This window comes from Singulisphaera rosea (assembly GCF_054877945.1).
This window is the reverse complement of the sequence record NZ_JBTYIP020000016.1, coordinates 78061-96079: the sequence shown is the minus strand read 5'-3', so window position 1 is coordinate 96079 and position 18019 is coordinate 78061. Positions and strand designations below refer to the sequence as shown.

The window sequence follows — 18019 nt, the reverse complement described above, 5'->3', positions numbered from 1 at the left end:
TATTGTGATATTAGTCGTCGCATTTCAATAATGCAAGGGTCGGGATGCCGTCCTCAGGGCACCGACTCCATGGGGACTATGCAAGTGAGGGGCTTCTGCTGCCGGCGGTCCGGGTTGCCTCCATGCGCCGCCGAGGATTTGGTTCCTGGGAGTTGGGATGGAGTTGCCGATGGCACGCGACTGCGAAACACTCGCTGCCATCCACGGCCGCTTCGACGAGCTCGCCAGCCATCACCGGACCGAGGACGTGCCGCAGGCGATTCAGGAATTCGTTCGCCGCGCCGCGAATGATCAGCAGAAAGTGACGCGCGGATGAAACTGCCACGGCATGTATACCACTTGGCCGAGGAGTCGAACTGGCCGTCGATCCGGCGCAGCGGCCTCTTGCCGGCAGCGGAATTGATCGCCCGTGCCGGGCTGAGCGAGTCCGACCGCAATCGACTGGTGCGGTCGCAGCGGCCAGCCCACACGATACTGCCGGATGGGGTCGAGATCCGAGATCAGCGGCCGATGCCGGCCACCGCCCTGCTCGCCTGCCTGGTCGGCATGGATCCGGCCGACTGGTATGCCCTGGTGAACGCTCGGGTGTTCTTCTGGCTCGATCCGGACCGGCTCAACCGGCAGCGAGCCGCATGCCGATCACGGCCGCAGATCGTCCTCACCATGGACGCCGCGCGTCTGGTCCGGGGCTATGGCCATGCGGCGACTGTCAGCCCGATCAACAGCGGTAATGCCCGACGTCGGCCCGCGCGACGCGGGGCCGCGACGTTCGTCCCCTACTCAACGTGGATCGAGTCGGCATGGGCAAGCGAGGCGATGTCGCTCGGCACCAAGGAGCGGAAATCATCGCACCAGCCGGCCGAGCTGACGATAGCCGGAGCGATCCCCGACGCGATGCAATACGTGCTCACCACGATCCGTCTCGCAGCGGGCGAGCGGTTCCAGGAGAGCTGAGAGTTCTCTCGTCACCAGGTACGACGTGCTGTAGAGATATCCGAGCAGGGTCCTCGGCTCGATGCTCGGGAAGTGGTCGCGAGCGAGGGCGGCGCCACGTGCGAAGTGATGCGCACCGATCAATTACCCGCTCCTGCCCGGGCCTCATGAACGAGCGACGTCTCCCGGGGCCTTCCGCTCAGCTTGAGAAGGGCGACATAGAACGCCGGGGTGAGGAACAGGCTGAAGATCGGGACGCCGAGCATCCCTCTAAAGACCGTGATCCCGAGCACCTTCCCCATTTCGGAGCCCGGACCGACCGTCCAGGCAAACGGGAGGACGCCGAAGATGAAGGCTAGGTAGCCGTCCAAATCCTGGGGAGGCTGAAAGCAAGGGGTCTCGGAGGCCTGTGCTCCTCAAGACAATCGGTTTGGGAACATCCTGTTCACTCAAACCGCTTGTTTTCCAGGGTCTCCAGACTGTGAACAGCTAACGAGGGGCGTCATGATGATCGGCCGGAGCCGAAGTCAACAGGCCTCGGCGGCGGCCTCGAAGGCATCCTGGCCAAGTTCCTCCTGCTGCTTGGCGAACTCCACGATCAGAAGGGCGTTCTTGGCCGCCAGGCCGAGGAGCACGACGAAGCTGATCTGGGTGATCAGGTTGTTGCCCATACCGCGCAGCCACATTTCCCCGAAAGCGAATGGGAGGCAAGTCGGGGCAATCAAGATGATGGTCAGCGGCAGCGACCAGCCCTCACACTCCGCCGAGTGCACGAGGAAGGCGAAGAGCACGCAGATAGCGAAGTTGTACAGTGCGATGTTGCCCGCGAATTGCTCCAGGCACGCAAGGTCGGTCCACTCGATCGTCAGATCGGCCTGCAATAGAGGCGCGTGGTCCTGACCGCCGCGAAGAACAGCCATCGAATCGATGATCCCGCGCGGCCACGGCTTCGTGCCAACGGTCAGAGTCGATTAGCCCGAGCTCTTCCACTTCTTGCACGATATTCGGGCCTACTGAAGGTTTCACTGGATGACTGTCGGTCCTCATCCCGATCGCCATCCCCTTCGGCCCGAAACAGGCCGGAAATGAGGCACACCGCGACCCGTCACGCAGGGGTCACCATCCTGAACGTGGCATGTTCCGGCCCGAGCGCCTTGAGCAGGTCCTCGGGGATGAAGACCTCTCCGGGGGCCCTCGCGCCGACCGTGATGAATTCACCCCGGACCAGGCGATCGACCGCTATCCCGGTGAGGGGGGCGGAGACCGCGTATCCGTCGCGCCCGCGCGTAATGGCCCGCCGTCGTTCGTCACCGCGAGTGACGATCACATCGACCACGAAGTTCTGGTCGGATCGGCCCATCTCGTCGGCGGGTTTCGGCCCGGGCGTCGAGGGATTAAGGACGTCCTTGATTGCGATCTGCGTGAGATAGTTGTGGTGCTCGGCGGTCTTCACGTGCCGCGAGAGGAGTATGGTTTCGCAGAACGGCACCTCGAGGACGACCTGCTCACCAACCGGTTCCTCAAAAATCCAGGTCTTCTGGGCGGGCTGGGACGGAGCGGGCGTGAGCCGGCCGCCGACGTAGATCAGATTTCCGACGCGCTTACCTTCGATGGTATTCCGCGTCCCCTGCGTGGGATGCCACCTGTCGAATCCGATGTAGGTCTCCACCCGGTCCGCCGCGTCCCACCCCTTCATGAGGGCGGTGACCATCAGGTCGGAGAGGCCGCCGAAGAATGCCATCGCGGGGAGGAAGACGATCCCCGCTTCGCGCGCCGGCCCGTCGAACTTCTCGAAGATCCTGGCCGTCGCTCCCTGCTCCGCGGAGACGTCGGTGTAGTGGATCTTGGCTCGCAAGGCCGCGTCGGCGACGGCCTCAGCCGTGTCGAAGAACGGCCCCGCGGCGTTGATGACCGCGTGAGCCCCGACGAGGGCCCGATCGAGCGACCCTGGATCATCGATCGTCGCGTGTCGGCGAATGACCCTCTCGTCGAACCCCGCCGCTTCGAGCGCCCCTGCGTTCCTCGCGATGGCGATCGGCGTAATGCCGCGCCGCAGCAGGTCCGCAACCATAAACCGGCCCGTGTAGCCGGTCGCCGCGACGACGGCCACCACAAACTCGGTCGCCATTGATTGGCCCATCCGCCCCTCCATTCGCAAGCTACAGACCTGTTTGTATCGGACGCTACAGAACCGTATGTTTCGTGTCAAGCCCACCAGCATCGGACCGCTGGACCGACGCCTCAGGGGCGACCCACTCCGTGGGCGGTCTTACGGCGATCGGCCGGATTAACCAGCAGCGCCGGTCCCTCCGCCATGGAGGGGGCCCTCTGGCCGTGGCTTCAGACGGTCACGACGATCTTCCCGAATTGTGTGTTGGCTTCGAGAAAGCGGTGGGACTCGACGATCTGATCGAGGCTGAACGTCTTGGCAATGATCGGCTTGAGCCCGCCCGACTCGAGGCCGTCAACGACCCAGGCGACGGCGGCCTTCAACTTGTCGGGGTCCGACGTGGTCGTCAGCAGGACGGCGCCGGAGATGTTCAGCACCTTCGGGAAGAGCGAGAAATGTGGCAGCACGATCGGCTCCGGACTCAGCGCGCCGTAGACCAGCATGCGCGCGTGCGGAGCGGCGGCTTCCATCAGCTTGTTGAAGGTCGGGCCGCCCACCGGATCCAAGACGACCTCCGCCCCCTTGCCACGGGTGACTTTTTTCACCTCGGCGACGAGATCCTGCTCTTCGGTCGCAACCACATGGGCGGCACCGGCGGCCTTGAGCCGTTCGCGTTTTTCGCTCGTTCGCGTCAGGGCCACGGGGACAGCCCCGACCAGATTCGCGAGCTGGATCGCGGCGATGCCGACGCTGCTGGAGGCGGCGGGAATGAGGACGAATTCGCCCTGAGAAAGCCGAGCCGAGCCGATGAGGGCATCGTAGGCCGTGAGATACGCCATCCAGACGGATGCGGCCTCCTCATAGGAGAGCCTCGAGGGGTGTTTCACCACCGCACTCACTGGCGCAATGGCCGTGTCGCCGTAGACGCCGTAAGCGTTCATGGAGAAGTTGGGCACCGTCGAGACGACGTCCCCGGCCTTGAAGTTCTCGACGTCGGCGCCGACGGCGTCGATCACGCCGGCCGCCTCGTAGCCGATCCTCGCCGGCAGGATCGGCGTCTCGAAGTATTTCCCCCGGCGGAAGGCCGCTTCCGCGCGGTTCAGCCCGAGCGCCTTGACCTTGATGCGCACCTCGCCCTTGCCCGGGGCCGCGACTTCCTCCTCGAGAACTTCCAACTTCTCGGGCCCGCCGACCTCTTTGAATCGAACGACTCGTGACATCTCTTATCCCCTTTGGTCTCAACAAAATGGCGAATCGTTCCCGGCCATGAGCTGTCCGGATAGCGGCGATCGGATTCGACGAACCCGTTGTCATCCCGCAATAACCGATTCGTCGTCGGCCTTGATGCCGAACGGCCTTAGAATTCTCATTGCTACAGACCTGTCTGTTTCGGACGATACAGATGGCTCCGTAGTGTGTCAAGAAAGCTTCAGGTAGAATCCCCTTATGGCTAATCAAGGGGATCGCATCAGAACGCCCAGGAATTCCTCTGTCGGTCAGGGTGGGGCCGACGTCCGCAACAAGATCCTCTCCACGGCCACGGAGCTCTTCTACAACCAGTGCATCCGCGCGGTCGGCGTGGACCTCGTCGTCGAGAAGGCCGGCGTGGCCAAGACGAGCCTCTATCGCCATTTCGGGGCGAAGGACGACCTCGTTGTTGCCTTCCTGCAGCGCATGGACCAGGACTTCTGGGAGACTTGGGATAAAGTCGCGGAGGAGCACCCGACGGACCCCAGGGCCGAGCTCAATGCGCAGCTCGATTGGATCGGCGAACGCGTCGCCCGGCCGGAGTATCGAGGCTGTCCCCAAATCAATGTCGCGGCCGAGTATCCCGAGCTCGATCATCCGGCGCGCAAGCTCGCCAAGGCGCACAAACTCGAGATGCGACGCCGACTGAGGGTCATCGTGGAGAAATTGAATTGCGAGTCGCCCGAAGAACTTGCGGGCCAGCTCGCTGTGCTCATCAACGGTGCTTTCGTCAGCACGCCGATGTACGAGCCGGGCGAGGCGACCACGCTGCTGCGGCGGGCGGCTGACGCGCTGATCACCGCCAGGCTTCCGGCGAAGGCCGCGAAAACCCGCGTCAAGCCGAAACGCCGATCCGGCGGCAAGCCCTAGGGTCGATCGCAGCGGACTTCGGTCACTCCCGCCTCTTATCAGCCACGGGCCTCCATCCACCGCTTGAGCGTGCAGGTGGATCTGCCGTGAGTCATGCGCGAGTCTCCGCGCCTCAGGAAGACTGCCCCGTCCGAGTTTGGCTCGCTACCCGGACCAGGAACCCCTCCCCCCATCCCTTCATCTGGATCAGAATCGGCTCCAGCGTGCGCCCGAACTCCGTCAGCGAATAATCGACCCTCGGAGGCACCTCGGCGTAGACCTTCCGATCGACGATGCCGTGGGCCTCCAGCTCCCTCAGCTGCGTCGTGAGCATGCGCTGGGTGACTTCGGGGAGTTTACGCTTCAACTCGCCGAACCTCATCGTCCCGCCAAGGAGGTAGCCGAGGATGACCCCCTTCCACTTGCCGCCGATCACCTCCAAGCAGGCTTCCATCGGACAACCGTAATGCCTGTCGTAGCTCTTGTGCCTCATGGTTTCCGCCGCCCCATTGGTATCTTTTTTCTCACTACCACACATTATTGTGCCTACTTGCCACGTTCAAGGGTAGCGTCCTAGGATTCGCCCATTCATGGATCGGATTCGGTAGCGATTCGAGCGAGGACGGAACGATGAGCAGGTTCGGCGACAAGGTTGCGGTGATCACGGGCGGCAGCAGCGGGATCGGACTCGCGGCTGCCCACCAGTTCCAGAAGGAAGGGGCCGCGGTCGTCATCTCCGGTCGTGACCAGCGCACGCTCTCGGAGGCCGGCGGCGCGCTAGGGGACGATACGCTGGCCGTCCAGGCCGACGTTACGGTGATGGCCGACCTCGATCGCCTCTTCGCTGCGATCGAGCAGCGCTTCGGGCGGATCGACGTCCTCTTCGTCAACGCTGGCGTCGCCAAGTTGTCGCCGTTCGAGTCAACCCCCGAGAGCCTGTTCGACGAGGTGGTGGACACGAACCTCAGGGGTGCCTTCTTCACCGCGCAGAAGGCGTTGCCGCTGCTCGCCAAGGGCGGGGCGGTCATCTTCAACACCTCGTTCTTCGGCCATATCGGGGCGGCGGGCACGTCGGCCTACTCCGCCAGCAAGGCGGCGGTGAGGTCGCTGACGCGGACGCTCGCGACGGAACTCCTCCCGGTCGGGGTGCGGGTCAACGCCGTCAGCCCCGGCCCGATCTCGACCCCGATCTACGGCAAGCTTGGCCTACCGGCCGAGGCCGTCGAACGGCTCGGCAAAGTGATCCAGGATCAGATCCCCCTCAAGCGATTCGGCACACCCGAGGAGATAGCCACCGTGGTCGCCTTCCTGGCCTCCGACGAATCGTCTTACATGACCGGGTGCGAGCTGGCCGTGGACGGCGGACGGACTCAACTCTGATTCGCAGGCGGGAAGGCCCATTTTTCACGGCGACCGGAAACGATGAAGGACAATCAACAGGAGATACCATGTTCACACATCGCGTAGAGATGAACTTGGACAAGCAACACTCCGCCCTGGTGTTGACGGACATTCAGAACGATTTCCTTACGGAGGGGGGCATCTACCAAAGCATGATCCGTGAGGGGCTGAAACGCAACAACGTGAATGCAAACATCGAGGCTCTGCTGAAGGCCGCGAAGGACTACAGCTTTCCCGTCTTCCTCTCGCCCCACTACTTCTATCCCCACGATCACAAATGGGTCGCTCCGCTCGGCGCGATGGAGGATCTCGCGCTCAAGGGGGGGGTGGCGGCGCGACGTGATCCGCTCAGCCTCGAAGGCTTTGCAGGCTCGGGCGCCGATTTCCCCGAACATCTCAGGAAGTATCTCCAGGACGGCGAGACGACGGTCACTTCGCCGCACAAGACCTACTCGCCCACCAACGACCTGGTGCTCCAGCTTCGCCGGCGGCGGATCGACAAGGTGATCATGGCCGGCCCCGTCGGGAACCTCTGCCTCGAAGGTCACATGCGCGAGCTCATCACGAACGGCTTCGAGATCGCGATGGTCCGCGATGCCACGGCCGGCGGGACGAACGAGGAGGGGGACGGTTACCAGGCCGCGATGGTGAATTGGCGGTTCATGGCCAATGCCGTGTGGACCACGGAGGAGGCAGTCCGCCGGATGACCGAAGCCGCGAAAAGCTGAGGCACGCTTTGGTCGAGTCGGGCTGACGCCCTTCCGGCCACGCCGGGACCGGACCCGGCGACGTGGCGACAACCGAGGGGCGGCGCCGCGATGCTGCCGCCCCACGTCAGTCCCGCGCCACTAGCAAGGAAGCGCGAACAACTCACGCTTGATCACAGGAGGTTCTCATGGGCAAAAGTCTTATTCTCGTCGTCGGTTCCAACTCCACTCAGCTCGAAGCGCTGGGTGGCGGCACGATCACGGTCGGCCAGTTCCTGAACGAAACCGCTATTCCCATCCTGGCGCTGCTCGAAGCGGGCTATGATTTCCTGCTGGCCACCCCCACCGGCGAGAAGCCGCATGTCGACAAGGATTCCGATGTTCCGTTGTATTTCGGCGGCGACGAGGCGGCCCACAAGCGCGCCAAGGACTTCTTCGTCGACCATCCCGCGATGAACGATGTCCGTACCCTGCGCTCGGTCATCGACGAAGGCCTGGGTCGCTTCGCCGGTGTGTTCTTCCCCGGCGGTCACGCGCCGGTGGTCGATCTCATGCAGGACCCCGAAGTGGGCGAGTTACTGCGTCACTTCCATCACCACAACAAGCCGACCGCCGCGCTCTGCCACGGCCCCATGGCGATCCTGGGCACGCTCGAGAATGCCCGGGATTTCCGGTCGGCTCTGCTCGACGGCGACTTCGAGAAGGCCTCCAACCTGGCCGAGGGATGGCCGTACGCCGGCTACCGTATGACCGTCTTCTCGCGCAGCGAGGAGGCATTCGCCGAGGAGAACGTCTTCCGCAAGAAGCTCCGCTTCAACATGCCCGACGCGCTCGAGACGGCGGGAGGAGAGGTCGTCACCGCCGGGGCGAATTTCACGCCGCATGTGATCGAGGATCGCGAGCTCGTGACCGGCCAGAACCCGATGTCGGACCACGCGCTGGCCTCCAGATTCATCCAGGCGCTCGACCGAGCGGCCGTCCGGTGAGGTCGCAGGCGGTGAATCTCATGCCTCATTCTTCCATTCGGCAAAGGGGCCTCGGGATGGATCAGGAACAAGTCGCCTCGGTGGTCGCCCGGTTCTACGCCGCACTGCGGGCAAACGACGTGGACGCCTGGGTAGGACTCTTCGCCGCCGACGCCACGGCCCGCGACCCGGTCGGGACGCCGCCCCTCCGGGGGCACGACGGGCTGCGGGATTTCCTGCTGGGCGTCATGCGGCAGTTTGAGACGTTCGGCCTGACCGAGGAGGAAGTCTTCTGCGTACCCGGTGGGGCGGCCGTCCGATGGAAGGGGTCGGGCCGAGGCAAGAACGGCAAGGACGTTTCGTTCCGGGGGATCGACGTCTTCGCCATCGACAGCGAGGGGCGGGTCACCTCGCTCGACGCTTATTGGGACCCTGCTCCGGTGATGCAGTCCATTTCCCGGTCAGGCTGAGGGATGGCGCGTCGCCATCGCGATCTTCTCGAATCCAGGCGTGGCCGACCACGATAGTCCGGCCGCTTTCGAAACAGGAAACCAGGCAATCCTGTGACTCAAATCATGGATAACTCGCATCCACTCTTTATCACAATCCGGCTCGGAGCGATCGAGCTTGCTCATCGCATCGTGCTCCCAGCCATGAGTCGTCTGAGGGGTCATTGGCCGAGCAGCGTGCCGAGCGACCTGATGCTCGAGTACTACAGCCAGCGGGCCTCCGCCGGAGGTTTGCTGATCACCGAGGCCACCGCGATTGCGCCGAACGCACGCGGATCCTGGGGGATGCCGGCCATCTACAACGACGAGCAGGTGGCAGGCTGGAAGCGCATCACGGACGCGGTCCATGCCAAGGGAGGATACATGTTCTCCCAAATCTTTCACGCCGGCCGCACGTCGCACATCTCCTTGATCGGTGAGCAGCCGCTCGCACCTTCCGTTGTTCCTGCATATTGCGAAGACCCGGAGGTCTACGTGGCCGTGGCAGACGACGGCTTCGTGCACCCCTCCCCCCACAGGGCCTTGGAGACTGTCGAGATACCGGGCATCGTCGAGGAGTTCCGCGCCGCCGCCGTCAACGCGAAACGTGCGGGCTTCGACGGCGTCGAGGTGATGTCCGACAACGGCCAATTGCTCGACCAGTTCCTCCAGGACAGCAGCAACAAGCGAACCGATCACTATGGCGGCTCGGTCGAGAACCGGTCGCGAATTCTCTTCGATGTGTTGAATGCGGTCATCCCCGTCTGGGGATCACACCGGGTCGGCGTACGCCTCTCGCCGAGCGGAACGTTCAACGGCATGACGGACAGCAACCCTCGCGTGCTGTTCCGTTCCATCACAGAACGGCTGAACGACTTCGGCCTCGCCTATCTCCACATCATCGAGCCGCGAGTCAAAGGCCACGAGACGATTGCCGAACGCCAGGAGCCGCTTGCGGCCCGGGAGTTGAGTAAGGTATTCAGCGGGCCGGTGATCGCCGCGGGCGGCTTCCGCCCCGAGACGGCTCGAGCCGCCGTCGCGAACGGCGACGCTAGCTTGGTCGCGTTCGGCCGCCATTTTATCTCGAACCCAGACTTGCCCAAGCGGATCCGGGCGGGAATCCCGCTCACTCCGTACGATCGGAGCACCTTCTACACACATGACGCGCGAGGCTATACGGACTATCCCCCGGCCGGCTCGGACTCAGCGAAATGAGCGCGACGACGACTTCGGTCGCGTCTGACTTTCGGTTGCTTCTGGCAACCGACACTCGTGACGCGACTCGCCCGAGGTTACCCCAGGGGATCCCGATCCAACGAGCCATGGCTATCCCGCCCTTCATCGGTCATTACCTCGCCGACGACTTTCTCAACGGATGGACGACGTCCAAAGGCGTCAAGGCGGATTGGGTCCACGATGGGAGAGCGTCCCAAGATTGGCTCGAGCGATCAGCGGTGCAATCGCGTCTCGCTTTCGTGAAGGCGCAGGCAACGGGCTACCTCTCTATGCAGCCGCGTGAGGGCCAGGGACCTCCGCGAGTGGCCGCAGGAACCCGCCCGACCTCATACCGGCCGAGGGCTCACCGCCGACGTTTGCCCCGGGTTGGCCCTCCTGAACGAGCTTCTCCTCAGAGGAGACAAGCATCTTCGCGTCGAATCTAGCGGCCAAGTCGATGAAACGTCGAAGTCCGACCGTCGGCCCCACGGCCTCGTCGACGTGGGGCGGTGGACTACGAGCGAACATTTCCTGGAGCCTATCGCCGAGATCGCTGGCCTTCCTCGACGAGATCAAAGCGCCCGTCAGGCAGTGGTGCAGGATGGGCCAGTGCCGCAATCGGGCAATGGCCGCGGCACGTCGGGCTCGCGCCTCGCGAGGCGGCGGTCCCAAATGGCGGCCGGCGAGCGTCCTCCTGGCGACTCGACATTTTGACTCGCATCGGCGTTGGCGGCGTGAAAGGCCAGCATATCGAATCCGCCTATTGATCTTTTGGCAAATTTGACGGCAGAATTGCCGACACAGGAAACAGACCGTTCTGTTTCATCGGCCGCCGTCTACCTGATCGGTCGAACCTCAAGCGAATAGGAGTTAGCATGACTGCACAGCCTGGGACGATCGTCACCTATCCCGAAGACCTGAAGTGGCAGGCCGTCGGGCCGCTCGACGAGAACGGCAAGGGGATCTTCGTGTCGCTCATCTATGGCGACCTCGAGAAGAAGGGTCCCACGAATTTCCTGATGAAGTATTCCGCAGGAGTCAAAGCGCCGCCGCACATCCATTCGGGTGATTACTACGCCGTCGTGGTGTCCGGTCGATTTCGGCACTATCTCGAGTCGGAGAACGAATACGAGATCCTGACGCCCGGCGCGATGTGGTTTCAACGAGGAGATGTGGTGCACCAAGACGCCTGCGTCGGCCCCGAGGACTGCATCCTGAACATCTTCTGGCCGCAAGGCTTCGACGTGCATTTCGTCGACGCGAAATGACCGCTCTGGGCCTCAATCGAGGAGATTTCCGGCGGATCCTGGCAATTCACGCTTCGAGTTCCGGTGCCTGAGGTATCCGGTGAGGTGGTCGTTGACGATCCCCGTCGCCTGCATCAAGGTATAGCAGATCGTCGCCCCGACGAAGTCGAAACCCCGCTCCTTCAAGTCCTTGCTGACCGCATCGGACAGCGCGGTACGAGCGGGGAACTCCTGGTGCGTCTGCTATGCGTTCTGCACCAGTATTTCATCCCGGAGCTTATATGTATAGTCATTAAATACCCAGAATTTCTTATGCGTCGCCAGAAGATGACCTGCCCCCGGCCGTGCTCCCACTCGCTATGTTGGTGCCCCAGCTGCTTGGCCCGCTACCGATTTCCTGGCCCATAAGCCATGCGTCCTTGGATACGATCTCGCTCTTGGTCGAAGAGCACCAAGGCCATGAAGAAGTCGCGCTACACCGAGGAACAGTTTGCCTTCTCGCTTCAGCGGGCCGAGGCCGGCACGCCCGTGGAGAACTTCTACCGCAAGCTGGGCGTCAGCGAAAGGACGGCAGCAGACTGCCCCTGCAGACGCGCCTCTTCCGTGTCCGGGCGACCCTGGGATAATTGAAGCTGTCGCCCTTCTCCGCCTGAGCCGATGGATTGCTCGAAGCCTCCATCAGTCCGATGGAGCTATGCCATGTCAACTCGAATCGAATGCCGGCCTCCCGCTCCTATCCCCCCGCCTCCACTACGCCGCCCGAATCAACGAGGGCGAGGATGGCAAGGACGAAGTCCTGGGGGAGCGAAGCCCAAGCCGCACAAAGGCATTCGAGATAGGGTCAGCCGCTGTCAAATCGTGTAATTCGGTGGCCGGGGCGTGCTGCTGAGGCGTTGCCAGCAAGCGAGATGAAATCCGTAAATCATTGTCGTTAAAAGAACTTGAGGACGCCGGACTTCGGGTACAATTCCCGCCACTCGCGGCGTAGGTACCGATCGACTACCCACCCAGTCGGCACCTAGCGTTACCGTATTCAGAATGCCAACTTCGATCACATGCTTCGAGATGCCGTAACCTGCTTCTGTCTGGTCTACGGTGGCTTTGATCTACGAGCGAAATCGGGTGCTATTCTCGCATGTCCCGATGATCCCAACCACCCACGGCTTGATACTTCCCAGATATCATTTCGACCAAGTATGCACACATTCATGCAATCCTGAAACCATCTGGGTGACATGCCTCTTCGCAACCCAGGTGTCCGGCCGCCCGAATTCCACAACAATTCCACAACAAAATGGCACATGGACAGACCATGCAGCCCACATCCAATCCCCACGAGGAATTTCCATAACTCTCTTAAAATCAAAGTGTTGCACTTAAATCCAATACAAAACAAATACGAATCCATTGCGGCAAAGTCAGACTGGGGGTCTAGAGGTCGTGGGTTCAAATCCCGCCGCCCCGATTGACAGAAGTCCTTGCGGGACAATAAGGTAGGACGACCGAAAGGTCGTCCTATTTTTATTTGTCCCCTGCCTATGACACGCTATCCGGAAAATTGTCCGCCGATTTGCACGGATTCTTACCGCTTGGGACGGGTTCCAGGGGCGGCCGGCCCGCGATAGAATCCGGGCCGTCGAGGACTTCACGGAGGGGAACCTATGCCCGAGATGATCTCTCTATCTGAATCCGCCTCGGCGTTGCTCCGCCGCCTCGTCCTCACGGACGACCATGTCGAGGTCACGCCCGACACGAGGCCGCTCTAGCGGGAGCTGGCCGAAGCCGGGGTCATGTATCCGGTGTCGGGCTTCCGGCACGGGCCGGAGGCGATGTTCCGCTTCACCGAATCCGGCTGGAGGGACCGCCTGGAAATCCTCGCTCGGAGAGGCGGATCGCCCTCAGCAGCTTCCTGACCCGGCCGCCGACCGGCAGGTCGGGCTCCGGCGCGTGCTCCACGGCGAAGTCGTGCGTCCCGCCCCGAGCCTCCTCGTATTCGTGGGCGATGGTTGCGTCGATGCGCACTCGCAACGTCTCCGCGGCTCAGGACCCGATCGGGTGGAGTCCGGGATTCAGCACGCCCGAGTCGACGCTGATCGTGCCCCCGGGGGCCACCCAACTTCGGTGACCAGTTTCATTGCGGCACGGCACCTAAATCCTTGGCCGGAATCGCTTTTGTTGCCTGTTCAGGGTGTGCAGTTTCGGGGGCTTCGGAGGCTTGTGTGGCTTCCGACGGGCCACTCCCGACAGGCCTTGGCACTCTTCTGCTCTCGACCTTCGGCAACGCATCCCTCCAGACGCTTGCCGTAGCCCTGATTTCTCCCTTTGGCCCGCCCTTCGAGTTCCTTGCGGATCTCGATCAGCACCCTCCGGGGGCTGATCGCCGGCCCTTCCACCTTCCTGGCACCCTCTCCCCTCAATGCCAGATCGGCATGGGCCAAGAGCACCTGCGTCGCCAATAACGAGAGCTCGGCCTCGCGACGGACCAGCCTCACCGTACGGCTTGACAATTTCACTTTATTAATCGTACGCTTGTAAATCCGGAACACCCCCTCATTTCGCCAACGCCATCGGTAGAATCGGGCGGCCGTCTCCAACGACAACCGGGCCGGGTCGAGGATATCGGTCAAGAGCCAGACATTTCGCTTCGCACTCCCCTTGGCCTTGATCCGGAGCACGCGGCACTTGATCGCCGGCTTCCCCGCCTCCTGCATGCACTTGGGCCAGTACAGGACCGGCCCTTCGCTCCATGTCCGCATCTCCGCCTCCTCGAGCGTATACAGCGAGACGCGAGATGACATCCGGAACAGGAACGAGCGGTCGGTCTGGAGGATCGCTCGCACGAGGTCGTAGCCCATGTAAGCGGCATCGCAAATGATCAACGCCCGTGGCGAGAGCGTCGCCAGCAATCCTCGCAGGTGCACCTGCTCGGCCGCGGTGCCCGGGCCGATTTCCCAGGACCACAACAGCCCGGTCGAGAGGTGCACGAACGCGGTCACCCAGAGGGTCGGGGCCCCATCGGTCTTGCCCGCCTAGCCGAGCCGCGCCTCGAGTTCGGTGGTCCGAGGGCACTCGAGCCGGGAGCCGTCGCAGCCCATCGGCTCGAAGCCCTCGACGGTGAGGCGCGAGGCGTAGCGGTTGCGGAGCTCCTGTCGGACCCCCTCGGCCAACGCCCCCAACTGACGCATCGGGATCCGACGAAAGGCCTTCTGGAATCCTTTGATGGTCGCGCCCGGCCGCTTGCGCGCCCGGTAACAGGTGACGTAGAACCCGCGAGCGGTCTCGAATCGTTCGCCCTGGGAATCGTCGGCGGCCCAGGTCATGGTCATCATGATCAGGACGAGCGGTTGGAGGTCCCAGCGCGGCAGGGACCGGCGCCGGGCGTTGGCCCCTCAGGCTTGCTTCCAGACCGAGGGGGTAAGAAACTTGCCGGAGGTTGCCGATCAACGATTGAGGTCGTTGCAAGGTGCGCAGCTTTCGGGCTGCCTTCATCGCCGTCGTTCCTAAGCCGGGTGAGTGTTGGTTGGTAGCCACACCCATCTTGCCGGACGAAGGCGATGTTTTCATCCCAAACGCGAGGGCGCCGGATGGCGGCAAAGCACCCGTCAGGTTGAGTTTACGAGCGAAACCTGGCATCAATCGTCATCGACATTGGACGCCACGCCGAACCTCAAGGCTCGGGCCGAGGAACTACCTGCGGAGGTCTGGGAGGTCCTGGAACGCCCCGCGCGGCCGGAGCCGACGAGCGGCCGGCGAACGCCAAGGATGCAATCGTTCGACGCCGAGAGTTCACCACGTTGCGATTGGTGTCGGAGGATGTGGCGGAATTCGACCATCGGCCGACGACGTGCGAGCAGGACTATCGGTTGGTGGTGGTGCGCAAGAACATCTCGAAGGAGAAGGGTGAGGCTCGGTTGCAGGACGAGGTCCGGTATTTCTACTACATCACCAATGACCGGGAGAGCACGAAGGCCGAGGTGGTGTTCGCGGCGAATGACCGTTGCGACCAGGAGAACCTGCTGGTCCAGTTGCACGGCGGGTGTCGCGTCTTGCGGGCGCCGCTGGGCGACCTGTCGAGCATCTGGGCGTACATGGTGATGACGGCGTTGGCGTGGGTTTTGAAGGTGTGGTGGGGGCTGCGGCCGCCGGAAGGCCCCGGTCGCCATCGGGAGTCGTACCGTGAGGAGAAGGAGTGGGTGCTAGGCCTTGAGTTCGAGTCGTTCGTGCAGGCATTCGTACGCCTTCCCTGCCAGTTGGTGCGGACGGGCCGACGGCTGGTCTATCGGATGTTGTCATGGAATCCGTATCAACGGATTTTCTTCCGACTTGTCGGTGTGTTGCGATGTTGAATCGAGCCTCCACTTGAAGTCGGAGTCCGGATGCTCCGATCAACCCGCGGCGCCGAGAGCGATCGAGCAGTCAAGCGGTGTGAAGTGATGCAGACTCGATCGCCTGTGGCTCGATCGCTCGAAGTCGGGCGATAGGATCGGCGTCCGCTCATGATTACCGGGCGAGCGAGCTGGCAAACGCACGATCGGTTCGCTTGTTTAAGGCCTAGTGGCGGATATCTCGGCGTCCATATGTCATGAGCAAGCTCTCGCTTCCGAATCCGCCGTGTCCGTTAGGGGAGATCGGATCTCAGCAGGCCGCCCACGGCCTCGTGAAACCGATCTGACAGCCGAATCCACATATTGCGATCGGCCTCGGCGTTCAGTCTAGTCGGATCTCCAGCGGTGGCGATGGCCAGCCGTACCAACTCGGCAGTCGTGAGATCCACGACCTCCTCCCGTGGATCGATCCCGTCCAACCGCTCGGCGATCTCGTCGTCAAGTTTCGCCGTTTTGAGGATCAGACGACGTTCGGCGGCTGAGAATGGCACGCTCACTGTATGGATGCCTCGGGCCATTGCCCCCGTCGCTTCTCCACCTCGGCCCCGAGATGGTTGGCGTCGTGCAGCAGCCTTTGTGTTCTTCGCCCGCTGGACGGGCCACTTCGCCTGGGCAATCCACTCTTGCAAGGTGGTCAACGCTTCGCCCACAGTTTTGCCGGTCTTGCCTTCAAACACGACCCCTTCCTCGTCCATGACACGGACCACGAAGCCTTGCCCTGCTTCGACTCCGATCTCGATGCGGCCGTGGGTCTTGACCCAGTTGACCACCGCCGGGAAAGCCTCGTCGAATTGCTGGGGAGTCGTGATGATTGGCACCTCCTGCCCGATCCGGCTCGACTTCAACTTCCTGACATAATCGGCGGCGGCATCATCCCAGAGGGGAAGCTCCCCCTGCGTCTCGACCTCGATCTTGAGTTGCCCGAGGTGTGGGATCAATTCTTGCCACTGCGGGTTGTTCCGCAGGATCAGACGGGCGGGTCGCCGTGCCCCCATCGTCCAGGGACGCTCCATCGCTTTCGCCAACAGATTGGCGAGATCGTTGATCGTCGGTGCTTCTTCGTGTGCCAGGAGGGCGAGGTGGAAGTCCTCAAGCCGGGTCAACACCATGCCAAGCCAGAGTTCGCCATGACGCCGAGCATTCCAGCCCTGGACCGAGATCGGCTGGATGTCGGCCTCCCAGACCTCGTCGGTCCTCGGGAGGCGACTCAGGCGGCTCTTCACGAAGTGCGAGGTCTTCCCCAGGATTAGTCGGTCGGGGACTTGCGTCATGGTTCGTGACTCCGAATCGGGGAGGTTCGATCGAGGCCGCCGGATCAGAGCAAACGGGCCTCATTCCCCCCGGCCCCGTACGCCCCGGATCGCCGGCAAGTTGGCCTCTGTCAGGACGGAGTTGAGTCGGTCGATCACCGCCTGCTTCTTCGCCTCGAAATCGTGGAACATCGAGTGCCTCCAGAATTCGCAAGTGCAACTCTCCTCGTCGATCTCACCGGACCTGACGTGCGACGTGTAGAGGCCACGCAACACCTTCATTTCGTGGTAGAGGGCTTCGAGCGACATCCGCCACGCTCCGAGCAAGCTCATCGACTCGGCCAGGATGCTGGGCCGGTCGTGCTCATGGAGTAGAAGACGATGCCGATGAGCATGCCATTCCGGCAGAGCCAGTAGCTCACGAGCAGGGACCAGTCGGTGATGTCGCCCAGGGGAGCGAGTCGGGCCATCATGGTCCCGGACGTTATGCGTCCCTGAGCAACCCGATGCGGCCCCGTCGGGAACCTACATCCAACGTCACGCCTCGCTCCTCACGGCCCGCACCATCGCCGCCGCCGACTCCCTCCCGAATCGCCGCTGGACCCGCCGCATGTACGGGTAGCCGATCCGGGCCAGGACGGTGTGCGGGCGGGAGAACGCCAGGATGTCGTACCAGACCCCGCCGCCCGCCCTGTCCCACTCGACCAGGAACCGCTCCTCGCCCGTCCCGGAGTGACCCGGCAGCGTCCCGTTGGCGAACCCGAACCTCGTGACTGGCCCCGCCTCGTCCACGACGTAGGCGATCCGGCAGGCGTTGAGCCACCACAGGCCCAGGCACCGGGCCACGACCGCCACGACACCGCCCGCCTCGATCGGAGCCTCGGGTGGCCACGCCTCCACCCAACCCAGGGGGAACTGGTCCCAGCGTCCCAGGGCCGCCCTCGCCGCCCGGAACGCCGCCTCGCCCTCGCCCAGCCTGATCCGGGTGTGGTCCACGAGGTAACCCGGAGGGGGCGTCGTCGCCGTCGCCCCGACCTCTGGGTAGGAGAAGTCGAACTGCGCCTGCGCCGCCAGGAAGTCCCGGATCGTGTCGTCGGACGGCCTGCGGAGCGGCATCATCGGCGTCCCCTGGGTTGGCCGTCGCCTATCAACGGCTCGGGCCCTGAGGTTATGATAGGCATCGTCACGAGAGATTCCAGCGGCCCACGGGCCCGGGGGACA

General features: G+C 63.1%; 23 protein-coding genes and 3 pseudogenes. 12 read left to right on the top strand and 14 right to left on the bottom strand.

Translation table 11 applies throughout. The annotated features are described in order from the left end of the window. The first annotated feature begins 157 nt into the window (after positions 1 to 157). Positions 158 to 316 (top strand): hypothetical protein, encoded by a 159-nt coding sequence (locus ACYOEI_RS24240; RefSeq protein WP_462852206.1) that lies wholly within the window; start codon positions 158 to 160, stop codon positions 314 to 316. Beyond that, a complete protein-coding gene (locus tag ACYOEI_RS24235; RefSeq protein ID WP_462852205.1) occupies positions 313 to 954 on the top strand; it encodes a DUF7002 family protein in 642 nt (213 codons plus the stop codon). The genes ACYOEI_RS24240 and ACYOEI_RS24235 overlap by 4 nt, the downstream gene beginning before the upstream one ends. A 119-nt stretch (positions 955 to 1073) precedes the next feature. Here the strand turns inward: ACYOEI_RS24235 and ACYOEI_RS24230 are convergent, their stop codons facing one another. The 4 genes from ACYOEI_RS24230 to ACYOEI_RS24215 form a co-directional block, all read right to left on the bottom strand. Then, on the bottom strand, positions 1074 to 1304 hold the full coding sequence (locus tag ACYOEI_RS24230) for an efflux RND transporter permease subunit (protein ID WP_462852204.1): 231 nt from the start codon (positions 1302 to 1304) through the stop codon (positions 1074 to 1076). 156 nt (positions 1305 to 1460) lie between these two features. After that, positions 1461 to 1853, bottom strand: a complete 393-nt coding sequence (locus tag ACYOEI_RS24225) for an efflux RND transporter permease subunit (protein WP_462852203.1) — start codon at positions 1851 to 1853, stop codon at positions 1461 to 1463. 185 nt (positions 1854 to 2038) lie between these two features. After that, positions 2039 to 3073 carry a saccharopine dehydrogenase NADP-binding domain-containing protein gene (locus ACYOEI_RS24220; RefSeq protein ID WP_462852202.1) on the bottom strand — a complete coding sequence of 345 codons (1035 nt, stop codon included), beginning with the start codon at positions 3071 to 3073 and terminating at the stop codon, positions 2039 to 2041. Positions 3074 to 3273: 200 nt separating this feature from the next. Beyond that, positions 3274 to 4263, bottom strand: coding sequence for a zinc-dependent alcohol dehydrogenase family protein (locus ACYOEI_RS24215; RefSeq protein ID WP_462852201.1), 990 nt, complete (start codon positions 4261 to 4263; stop codon positions 3274 to 3276). Between the two features lie 226 nt (positions 4264 to 4489). Here ACYOEI_RS24215 and ACYOEI_RS24210 point away from each other — a divergent pair, with 226 nt between their 5' ends. After that, on the top strand, positions 4490 to 5161 hold the full coding sequence (locus ACYOEI_RS24210; protein WP_462852200.1) for a TetR/AcrR family transcriptional regulator: 672 nt from the start codon (positions 4490 to 4492) through the stop codon (positions 5159 to 5161). Positions 5162 to 5273: 112 nt separating this feature from the next. On the opposite strand, the gene ACYOEI_RS24205 is transcribed toward ACYOEI_RS24210, so the two are convergent. Beyond that, entirely contained in the window at positions 5274 to 5594 is a 321-nt protein-coding gene (locus ACYOEI_RS24205; protein ID WP_462852199.1) for a winged helix-turn-helix transcriptional regulator, read from the bottom strand. A gap of 176 nt (positions 5595 to 5770) precedes the next feature. Between ACYOEI_RS24205 and ACYOEI_RS24200 the strand changes: the two genes are divergently transcribed. The 4 genes from ACYOEI_RS24200 (at position 5771) to ACYOEI_RS24185 (ending at position 8683) form a co-directional block, all read left to right on the top strand. Continuing rightward, complete coding sequence (locus ACYOEI_RS24200; protein ID WP_462852198.1) at positions 5771 to 6520, top strand: SDR family oxidoreductase; 750 nt, start codon at positions 5771 to 5773, stop codon at positions 6518 to 6520. A 68-nt stretch (positions 6521 to 6588) separates the two neighbouring features. Further along, positions 6589 to 7269 carry an isochorismatase family protein gene (locus tag ACYOEI_RS24195; RefSeq protein WP_462852197.1) on the top strand — a complete coding sequence of 227 codons (681 nt, stop codon included), beginning with the start codon at positions 6589 to 6591 and terminating at the stop codon, positions 7267 to 7269. A gap of 167 nt (positions 7270 to 7436) precedes the next feature. Continuing rightward, positions 7437 to 8234 (top strand): type 1 glutamine amidotransferase domain-containing protein, encoded by a 798-nt coding sequence (locus ACYOEI_RS24190; protein ID WP_462852196.1) that lies wholly within the window; start codon positions 7437 to 7439, stop codon positions 8232 to 8234. Positions 8235 to 8290: 56 nt separating this feature from the next. Further along, entirely contained in the window at positions 8291 to 8683 is a 393-nt protein-coding gene (locus ACYOEI_RS24185; RefSeq protein WP_462852195.1) for a nuclear transport factor 2 family protein, read from the top strand. Here ACYOEI_RS24185 and ACYOEI_RS24180 read toward each other — a convergent pair. Next, positions 8675 to 8848 (bottom strand): hypothetical protein, encoded by a 174-nt coding sequence (locus tag ACYOEI_RS24180; protein WP_462852194.1) that lies wholly within the window; start codon positions 8846 to 8848, stop codon positions 8675 to 8677. The genes ACYOEI_RS24185 and ACYOEI_RS24180 overlap by 9 nt on opposite strands. A gap of 18 nt (positions 8849 to 8866) precedes the next feature. Between ACYOEI_RS24180 and ACYOEI_RS24175 the strand changes: the two genes are divergently transcribed. The 3 genes from ACYOEI_RS24175 to ACYOEI_RS24165 all read left to right on the top strand — a co-directional run bounded on the left by ACYOEI_RS24175 (position 8867) and on the right by ACYOEI_RS24165 (position 11184). Beyond that, positions 8867 to 9916: an alkene reductase gene (locus ACYOEI_RS24175; protein ID WP_462852193.1), complete on the top strand. Its 1050-nt coding sequence runs from the start codon at positions 8867 to 8869 to the stop codon at positions 9914 to 9916. Between the two features lie 457 nt (positions 9917 to 10373). Beyond that, a complete protein-coding gene (locus ACYOEI_RS24170; protein WP_462852192.1) occupies positions 10374 to 10700 on the top strand; it encodes a CGNR zinc finger domain-containing protein in 327 nt (108 codons plus the stop codon). Between the two features lie 91 nt (positions 10701 to 10791). Continuing rightward, the gene (locus tag ACYOEI_RS24165) at positions 10792 to 11184 is read left to right on the top strand and encodes a DUF4437 domain-containing protein (protein WP_462852191.1); all 393 of its coding nucleotides are present in this window, start codon (positions 10792 to 10794) and stop codon (positions 11182 to 11184) included. A gap of 12 nt (positions 11185 to 11196) precedes the next feature. Here the strand turns inward: ACYOEI_RS24165 and ACYOEI_RS24160 are convergent. After that, a pseudogene (locus ACYOEI_RS24160) lies at positions 11197 to 11391 on the bottom strand (DNA-3-methyladenine glycosylase I); the annotation flags it as partial. A 231-nt stretch (positions 11392 to 11622) separates the two neighbouring features. On the opposite strand from ACYOEI_RS24160, the pseudogene ACYOEI_RS24155 reads away from it, so the two are divergent. Next, a pseudogene (locus tag ACYOEI_RS24155) lies at positions 11623 to 11733 on the top strand (IS3 family transposase); the annotation flags it as partial. Positions 11734 to 13002: 1269 nt separating this feature from the next. Here the strand turns inward: ACYOEI_RS24155 and ACYOEI_RS24150 are convergent. The 3 genes from ACYOEI_RS24150 to ACYOEI_RS24140 form a co-directional block, all read right to left on the bottom strand. Then, positions 13003 to 13185 (bottom strand): hypothetical protein, encoded by a 183-nt coding sequence (locus ACYOEI_RS24150; RefSeq protein WP_462852190.1) that lies wholly within the window; start codon positions 13183 to 13185, stop codon positions 13003 to 13005. Positions 13186 to 13346: 161 nt separating this feature from the next. Further along, the gene (locus ACYOEI_RS24145) at positions 13347 to 14159 is read right to left on the bottom strand and encodes a transposase (protein ID WP_462852189.1); all 813 of its coding nucleotides are present in this window, start codon (positions 14157 to 14159) and stop codon (positions 13347 to 13349) included. A 33-nt stretch (positions 14160 to 14192) separates the two neighbouring features. Then, complete coding sequence (locus tag ACYOEI_RS24140; protein WP_462852188.1) at positions 14193 to 14492, bottom strand: hypothetical protein; 300 nt, start codon at positions 14490 to 14492, stop codon at positions 14193 to 14195. A gap of 322 nt (positions 14493 to 14814) precedes the next feature. Here ACYOEI_RS24140 and ACYOEI_RS24135 point away from each other — a divergent pair. Then, positions 14815 to 15509, top strand: a pseudogene (locus ACYOEI_RS24135) (IS1380 family transposase); the annotation flags it as partial. A gap of 272 nt (positions 15510 to 15781) precedes the next feature. Here ACYOEI_RS24135 and ACYOEI_RS24130 read toward each other — a convergent pair. From ACYOEI_RS24130 to ACYOEI_RS24115, 4 genes are all read right to left on the bottom strand, one after another. Next, positions 15782 to 16819: a DUF6930 domain-containing protein gene (locus ACYOEI_RS24130; protein WP_462852187.1), complete on the bottom strand. Its 1038-nt coding sequence runs from the start codon at positions 16817 to 16819 to the stop codon at positions 15782 to 15784. 60 nt (positions 16820 to 16879) lie between these two features. Next, the gene (locus tag ACYOEI_RS24125; protein ID WP_462852186.1) at positions 16880 to 17107 is read right to left on the bottom strand and encodes a hypothetical protein; all 228 of its coding nucleotides are present in this window, start codon (positions 17105 to 17107) and stop codon (positions 16880 to 16882) included. 20 nt (positions 17108 to 17127) lie between these two features. Beyond that, positions 17128 to 17271, bottom strand: coding sequence for a hypothetical protein (locus ACYOEI_RS24120; protein WP_462852185.1), 144 nt, complete (start codon positions 17269 to 17271; stop codon positions 17128 to 17130). A 64-nt stretch (positions 17272 to 17335) separates the two neighbouring features. Next, positions 17336 to 17917 carry a DUF1990 domain-containing protein gene (locus ACYOEI_RS24115; protein ID WP_462852184.1) on the bottom strand — a complete coding sequence of 194 codons (582 nt, stop codon included), beginning with the start codon at positions 17915 to 17917 and terminating at the stop codon, positions 17336 to 17338. Positions 17918 to 18019 lie beyond the last annotated feature (102 nt).